Origin of the sequence: Alteromonas sp. ALT199, from assembly GCF_018619335.1 — a bacterium.
Taxonomy (GTDB): domain Bacteria; phylum Pseudomonadota; class Gammaproteobacteria; order Enterobacterales; family Alteromonadaceae; genus Alteromonas.
Genome location: NZ_JAHHDX010000129.1, coordinates 23,383 through 29,870, shown reverse-complemented (window position 1 = coordinate 29,870; position 6,488 = coordinate 23,383). Strand labels below are relative to the sequence as shown.

Here is a 6,488-nt window from a genome sequence, read left to right as displayed (position 1 = left end):
GTATAACCCCTTGTATTTATATTTCACTCTACTTTAGTTGTAATAAAGAGGAACAAACAAAGCCGATTAAGGAGGCGCGTGCAACCGCCTCCAAGATCTTTTCTTAGTGTGAAAGAGAAAATGTGATGAAAAACCTAACTAAAAACATTTCTTCTACTTTGGGGCTACTTGCCGTAATAAGCGTCTCAAATTTCAGCATCGCACAAGAAACGACGCCTTCAATATCAGCCCTTAAGGTAACTACCGCTTCTCAGAGTTATAAAAAAATTCGTCAAAGCAAATCGCTAGCGCTAAACACCTTTAAACGTAGTGATATTTTGCCGTCGCCAGCTTCCGCCAAAAAGAAAGGTCACTATCTAGTCCACGACGCTTTACCTAGCGGTAGCTTCAACGGCAAACAATAAACCTCAATAACTAGTCGTTAACGACTATGCTTCTCTAGCCCTTCATTCCACCTGCGAACGAATTCATCGGACCATGCGTCCCAGCCAATGGTAGTCAGAGTCCAAATTGTGACACCTAAAATAGCAACGTTTAATACTAAACCGATGTAAGCAATAATTTTCCCTTTGGTAAGCGTCGATGAGTTTGCATATTGCTCGTAAGGAAGGGATAGGCTTTTCTTAGCGTTGCGAGACAAAAATAGTGACAGCAAAGAAAACACAATCGCAAATCCACCAAAGATAAATAAAGTACAGCTCAATACCGCAGACCAATAAACAGTACCAGCGCCAGAAATTTTATTGTCTGTTTGATTTTGCATTATGCTTCTCTTCCTTGATGAATAATTAAATGTTCAGCCTATTAATTGTTTAAATTATAGACAACTCACCGTTACTGCTAGCGTTTTATAAACTGAAAGCTTAGTGGATACACCCATAGCTCACCTTTATTAGCTTTTACCGCTGCTATTATCGCAAAAATGATGTTCATCAAACCGAGTACGATAAAACCTAGCGCGCCGATAATAATAAAAGTAAGAATAAAACAAATAATCGAATAAACGAGCAGGCTCAGCAGCCAATTAGCTGTCACTCTACCATGCTGATTAATATCTTCATTTTGATCTTTATGCGCTATCCAAAGCACAATTGGCAAAACAATGCCTAAGCCAGGAATAACAAAGCTGGATAATTGAGACACGTGTATAAGTGTGCAATAGCTACGACTATTAAGCCCCCAATAAACCGGTTCTTCCGTTGACATAAATTTTTCCTTATTAGTTAGTTGGTTTTATTTGATAAATATAAGCTTCTATTGTTTCGCCGCAGTCTAGCTTAACTGGAACAATTACTCTTTCATATTGCTCACCTTCAAAATCACCAAGCATGGGCCAGTTCTCGCTGAGTTGGGCAGACTCAAGCATCATTCTTTCTGCACCTTTTCTTCCTATTATGCTGAAAAGATACTGCGCATACCAAACATCAAATTTGTTTTACAAAGGCTGCATAGCGATACACAATGCTAGCGCATGTCTATGTGAACGTCGATTCACTTTAAAATCAAAATAATTAAAGGACAAAGTATGCTTAATAACAAACGTACTCTGATAGCGGCATTGGTAAGCGTATCGCTTATGGGATGTGGTGAAAGTACTACTCAGACAGAAATCAAACCAGAACTTACCGCCCAAGACGCAAAACAATTCTTACAGCAAGCGCAAGATGACATTGCGAAAATGCAGGTGCCGGCTGCCCACGCTCAGTGGAGCTATGCTACCAATATAAATTTTGATACCGCAGCGGTTAGTGCCTACTTTAGCGAAGTACTATCAACAAAAGTGGCTAAGTTAGCAAAAGAAGCGGCTAAATTTAATGACGTAGACGTTGATGCAAATACCCGCAGACAACTTGATTTGCTCAAAAATAGTTTAACTATGCCTCCGCCAGCAGACGCTAAAAAAGCAGAGCGTTTAGCAAAGATTGGCTCAGATTTAAGTGCTATGTATGGCTCAGGCGAATACTGTAGTGAAGACGGAAACTGTAAAAGCTTGGTTGAAATGAGCAGTGAAATGGCTACTTCCCGCGACGCGGATAAGCTACTGGAGTATTGGACGGGCTGGCGCGAAGTCTCCAAACCCATGGCACCTCTTTATGCTGAACAAGTATCGCTCGCCAATGAAGGTGCAGCGGAGCTTGGGTTTCAAAACGTAAGTGCCCTGTGGCGCGGTAAATACGACATGCCTGCAGACGAGTTTCCAAAGGAATTAGACCGTTTGTGGACCCAAGTTGAGCCTTTCTATGAATCACTTCATTGTCATGTTCGCGCCAAGCTTGGAGAACATTACGGTGAAGAAGTGGTACCTCAAGACAAGCCAATACCGGCCCATCTATTAGGTAACATGTGGGCACAATCTTGGGGTAATATCTACGATATTGTTAAACCGCAAAGGGAAATGAAAGTACCTGACGTAACTGGCGCACTTGCTGCACAAGGTTATGACGAGATTGCCATGGTAAAGCAGGCCGAATCATTTTTCTCATCTCTTGGCTTTGAAGAACTGCCAGACACTTTTTGGGAACGTTCAATGTTTCAAAAGCCTGAAGGTCGTGACGTGCAATGTCATGCATCTGCATGGGATTTGGATGACAAAGACGATCTTCGCATAAAGATGTGTATTCAAAAGACGGGCGAAGAATTTAACGTCATTCACCATGAATTGGGTCACAACTACTACCAACGCGCTTATAAAGCTCAGCCACTTCTATATCGCGGTTCAGCAAACGACGGCTTTCATGAAGCTATCGGAGATACTATCGCACTGTCGATTACGCCTAAGTATCTTAAGCAGATTGACTTAATTGATGAGGTCCCAGACGCCTCAAACGATATTGGCATGTTGATGCAGGTAGCGCTTGATAAAATTGCTTTCATCCCTTTTGGCTTAATGGTTGATCAATGGCGCTGGAAAGTAATGTCTGGTGAAGTTACGCCTGAACAATACAACCAGTTGTGGTGGGAGTTAAGGGAGAAGTATCAGGGCGTAATGGCGCCTGTTGAGCGCAGCGCTGATGCGTTCGACCCTGGAGCGAAATATCACGTTCCAGCTAACGTACCTTATACTCGCTACTTCCTTGCGCATATCCTTCAGTTCCAATTCCACAAGGCTTTGTGTGATATTGCCGGTGACGAAGGTCCATTGAACCGGTGCTCTATTTACGGCAGTGAAGAAGCCGGAAAAGCACTCAACGAAATGTTGGAAATGGGGATGAGTCAGCCATGGCAAAATGCATTAGAAACGTTAACGGGCTCGCCGCAAATGGATGCCAGCACCATTGCCGATTACTTTGCGCCACTCAAAAACTGGCTGGATGAGCAAAACGCAACACGCCAGTGCGGTTGGTAATCCACATTGAATGCTTATTTGCAGTAAAGTAGCTGTAATTACCATTTTATCACGCCCCTTTTCAAAGGGGCTTTTTTGTACAGTTTAAACTTTTGTTCTATTGAAAGTCTGGGTTTTTAGCGTAACTTTAACACATTAACCACTCTTAACGTTGTTGCTATGACATGCGCCGTCTCTTAGCTTATCTAATTTCTATCCTTGCTTTATTAGTTAGCTCAAGCTTCAGCGCGCAAGCGCTAATAGGGGCTCCTGCCTTTAATACCTTTGACATGGAAAGTGGTATCTCCCATGTAACTGTTTCTGACATCGCAGAAGATAAATACGGTTTTCTATGGCTAGCGTCACAATCAGGTATAGATAAATTTGACGGCTATACATTTAGAAACTTTGGAATGTGGGACGACGATAAGTCTAAAGGCCTTCAAACATTAAGTGCTCTGCAATTAGAAGCAAGTTTGGACGGTCAATATATTTGGGTTGGCACTTTTAGTGGACTAAGTCGTTTGAATGTCGACACTGAAAATTTTAAACATTATTCCCTTCCCGTTTCTTCCCCGTTTAGCAAGCAAGTCATCAACAGAATTAAAATCACAAGCGATGGAATGTTGTGGATAATCTCTGAACGCAACTTATATCGATACCACGAAAAATCAGACAACATAGAGCTAGTCAGCTACCTTCCTGATACTACCAGTACGCTTACTGATATAGAGCTAATTGGCAATACGCTTTATGTTACCTCCACCTCAGGTCTCTATAAACTTGACGCTATTAAAAACTCATTGATACTTGTTGCCTATGAAGGCATCAATTTTACCAAGCTGGTCGCAGCAGAGCGGTCAAGATTCTGGTTGGGCACGTCTACGCATGGTATCTGCCTGTTTAATCCTAACGCTGAGTCTGAGGCCATCTCCAAGCATTGCACTGGTGAATTACAGGGATTGTCAGATAATTCGGTAACAGATATTTTAATTCAGCAAAATGGCGATATTTGGGTAGCAACCGAAAGAGGATTGAACCTGTTAAAAGCCCACAGTCCTTTTACGGTATTGCGCTTTCCAATCAGTGACAAAGATTCACGAGACGAGCGGGTTTCAAGCCTTTATCAAACAAAATCCGGTCTTGTTGTAGTGGGAACGAAAGACGATGGCTTTGCCATAAGTAACCCAGAGCTTAGCAACTTTTATACTACCGAAGTTGGTGGCGGTCGAATTATTGGCGCCATGGACAACTATAAAGACAATAAAATATGGTTAACGAATGAAAAAGGCCTATGGATTTACGATACGGTTAATAAAACGTCCCAAGGACCTTTTACCTCAAGTAATTCACAGGAAACAGATGAAAAAGCCAATGATAAGCTAACCAGTGTTTTTTATGACGCGAAAAACGACGCGCTTTGGGTATCTACGCGAAGCGGCCTTGCAAAATTAAACAGTGAAACAAACCAGCTTGATATAGTGGCGTTACAAGGTAAGTCTGGCTATAGCCTAAACATAGATGCCCAAGGCGATGTTTGGTATGGAGGATATAGCGACGGCGTTTTCGTCTACCGCCCTTCAGAAGGGCGCATAATAAAACAATGGCCACTATCTCTTACTACGAAAATTCTGCTAGAGAGCGAGGAAAGTGCATGGTTGAGTACCGTGTCAGGATTGTATTTTGCAAATAAACTCACAGGGGAGTTAATTAGCATCAGTGAATACAGTGATGTGATTACAGACAGTACAGTAGTCACTTGGATTTCACGCTCAAAACGCGGTGGCTACTGGGTAGGCACGCAAGCCAACGGCTTATATTTCATCACGAAAGATAATGACGACTTATCAACCATTAAGGTTACACAAATAAAGCCAGAGAGCAGATTAAGCAAAGTTTCAATCGGGGCCATTGTCGAAGATGATGAATACGGCTTGTGGATTTCAACACTAGTGGGTATTTCTTATCTAGCGCCCGACCTCAACACGCTCTACTATTATGGTGCAGAAAATGGCGCCCTATCGACGGGCTACTATATTGGTTCCGTTGCTGCAACTCAAAATAAAACCGTCCTCTTTGGTGGAGCGGAGGGAGTTACACAGTTTGTCCCCTCAGAAGTTACAAACGTAGAATGGTCACCTGGCGTTCATCTTACTAATGTGGAAACGGTAAGTCGGAATGAGCAAAATGGTACCAGCGTGCAAAAACGCCTTGATTTCGGCAAAGAAATAGAACTAACCCATAACAATATTGCACTGTCCATAGAGTTTTCCGCGACCGACTACATGAATGCCAATGAACTCCGCTATGCTTACAAACTGGTCGATTTTGAAAATAACTGGCGTTTTACAGATTTCAAAACCCGTGTTGCGACTTATACGAATTTAGCGCCTGGACGTTATCGATTCACAGTCAAAGCTATAAATCAGGAAAACCTGTGGAGTAGCGAAGAGGCTCAACTCGAAGTTATAGTTATACCTCCTTGGTGGGACAAGCCCCTTTGGCGTGCCACTTTAGTACTAACTATCCTCTTAATAATTTCTTCGATAATTTGGCTGAGAATTTCAGCACTAAAAAGGCGCTCTGCAGAGCTCGCGCAAAAAGTAGAGGAAAAAACTCGAGACCTTGAAGCCATGGTAGAAAAGCTTACGCTTCTATCTACTCAAGACTCTTTAACCGGGCTGAACAACAGACGCTATTTCACACAAAGAGCTAGAGCGGAATGGCAAGAGTTCAAGCGCCATAACCGCACCTTCTCATTACTTATTGTGGATATCGATTTTTTCAAAAAAATTAACGACAAATATGGCCATCACGTCGGCGATATAGTTTTAGTCAAAATCGCCAATATTCTAAAAGATAACCTTCGCGAGAGTGATGTAATTGCACGTTGGGGCGGCGAGGAGTTTCTAATTCTATTGCCTTCTTTGAACGTACAAGAGGCATATTGGGTTGCTGAGAAGCTACGCAAAAACGTGGCAGAACAAATTATTGAGGCGGATCCCCACTCTGTAAGTGTCACCATCACGTGTGGCGTTGCGGATATAAAAGATTACGATAGCGTAGATGCCTGCATTCATGCCGTCGACAAGAAGCTATACGCGGGTAAGGAGTCGGGCCGAAACGCTGTTGTAAAATAATCATTTATTGTCTGACAAATCTT

General features: G+C 42.5%; 6 protein-coding genes. 3 read left to right on the top strand and 3 right to left on the bottom strand.

Features of this window, described 5'->3' with window-relative positions; translation table 11 throughout:
- Nucleotides 1-122: 122 nt before the first annotated feature.
- Nucleotides 123-404: a hypothetical protein gene (locus KL866_RS14450; protein WP_214995657.1), complete on the top strand. Its 282-nt coding sequence runs from the start codon at nucleotides 123-125 to the stop codon at nucleotides 402-404.
- A 17-nt stretch (nucleotides 405-421) separates the two neighbouring features.
- Here KL866_RS14450 and KL866_RS14445 read toward each other — a convergent pair whose 3' ends face one another.
- The 3 genes from KL866_RS14445 to KL866_RS14435 form a co-directional block, all read right to left on the bottom strand.
- Nucleotides 422-763, bottom strand: a complete 342-nt coding sequence (locus tag KL866_RS14445; RefSeq protein ID WP_214995655.1) for a CCC motif membrane protein — start codon at nucleotides 761-763, stop codon at nucleotides 422-424.
- A 77-nt stretch (nucleotides 764-840) separates the two neighbouring features.
- Nucleotides 841-1,206, bottom strand: coding sequence for a DUF4870 domain-containing protein (locus KL866_RS14440; RefSeq protein WP_214995653.1), 366 nt, complete (start codon nucleotides 1,204-1,206; stop codon nucleotides 841-843).
- A 13-nt stretch (nucleotides 1,207-1,219) separates the two neighbouring features.
- Nucleotides 1,220-1,369, bottom strand: coding sequence for a hypothetical protein (locus KL866_RS14435; protein WP_214995651.1), 150 nt, complete (start codon nucleotides 1,367-1,369; stop codon nucleotides 1,220-1,222).
- Between the two features lie 156 nt (nucleotides 1,370-1,525).
- Here KL866_RS14435 and KL866_RS14430 point away from each other — a divergent pair, with 156 nt between their 5' ends.
- Together KL866_RS14430 and KL866_RS14425 are read left to right on the top strand one after the other, a co-directional pair.
- Nucleotides 1,526-3,346, top strand: a complete 1,821-nt coding sequence (locus tag KL866_RS14430; protein ID WP_025254983.1) for a M2 family metallopeptidase — start codon at nucleotides 1,526-1,528, stop codon at nucleotides 3,344-3,346.
- Between the two features lie 164 nt (nucleotides 3,347-3,510).
- Nucleotides 3,511-6,465 (top strand): ligand-binding sensor domain-containing diguanylate cyclase, encoded by a 2,955-nt coding sequence (locus KL866_RS14425; RefSeq protein WP_214995649.1) that lies wholly within the window; start codon nucleotides 3,511-3,513, stop codon nucleotides 6,463-6,465.
- The last annotated feature ends 23 nt before the right edge of the window (nucleotides 6,466-6,488 follow it).

Bases quoted from the DNA above. Each gene is read 5' to 3' on its own strand.
- KL866_RS14445 (WP_214995655.1), bottom strand. From the start codon at position 763: ATGCAAAATCAAACAGACAATAAAATTTCTGGCGCTGGTACTGTTTAT.
- KL866_RS14440 (WP_214995653.1), bottom strand. From the start codon at position 1,206: ATGTCAACGGAAGAACCGGTTTATTGGGGGCTTAATAGTCGTAGCTAT.
- KL866_RS14435 (WP_214995651.1), bottom strand. From the start codon at position 1,369: ATGATGCTTGAGTCTGCCCAACTCAGCGAGAACTGGCCCATGCTTGGT.
- KL866_RS14430 (WP_025254983.1), top strand. From the start codon at position 1,526: ATGCTTAATAACAAACGTACTCTGATAGCGGCATTGGTAAGCGTATCG.
- KL866_RS14425 (WP_214995649.1), top strand. From the start codon at position 3,511: ATGCGCCGTCTCTTAGCTTATCTAATTTCTATCCTTGCTTTATTAGTT.